The sequence below is a fragment of the Pedobacter borealis DSM 19626 genome, assembly GCF_000708285.2.
Taxonomy (GTDB): Bacteria; Bacteroidota; Bacteroidia; order Sphingobacteriales; family Sphingobacteriaceae; genus Pedobacter; species Pedobacter borealis.
Genome location: NZ_JAUG01000202.1, coordinates 1 through 666 on the forward strand (window position 1 = coordinate 1; position 666 = coordinate 666).

The 666-nt window shown below is 35.4% G+C and carries 1 protein-coding gene; it reads left to right on the top strand.

The features are described from left to right. Positions 1 to 561 (top strand): DUF6759 domain-containing protein (locus tag AW17_RS24560; protein ID WP_029280818.1); only part of this gene is annotated, 561 nt, incomplete at its 5' end. Between the last annotated feature and the right edge of the window lie 105 nt (positions 562 to 666).

The following is a 666-nucleotide window of genomic DNA, read 5'->3' on the forward strand; positions in this document are numbered from 1 at the left end:
GCTCATCCTGCAGATTCCAGAGTTGTTGATTTTCAAGAGAAAATTGCCTTGCTGAGAAGAAAATCTTCTACCAGAATCAGTTATGTAGAGATGTCTGAAAATATCAGACAGAAACAAATTGCAAAATATCAGGCAGACTTAGAAGCGGTAAGAAAAGGGGAGAATGCTGGTAGCTCACAAGCACTACAAGAAGAAATTTTCGTGAAATCCTCTACTCTAGGTGCTGCAGAACAAGAGGAATTCAAGATGTTAATGACACAAAGCGCCGCAGAACACAAAAATAAAACGGTAAACATTTTGAATTCCCTTTTTGATAACGATCCTAATAGCAAAGAAAGCATTGTTTTAATAGAAAATAAATCAGATTGCAATATGATTGTACGGATCGAAGGAGTTGGCAGATCCATGTACCGTCTACCAGTGGCTTCAAAGACAGAGAATTCCATTGTGGTAGCAAAAGGTAATTATCTATTCTCAAGTAATGTTTGCGGTGCGCAGTATGCGTCGCAGAAGTCAGTTCATAAAGCCATTATGGTTTCTCTAAATAATCCGGGCAAATAGTTCAATATTTATTTTCACATTTTTAAAAAGATAAGAAAATTATTTTAACTAATTTTGAGCGCTTTTCTAAAAAAATATGGGTAAAAATAAAATGGCAAGATTTGC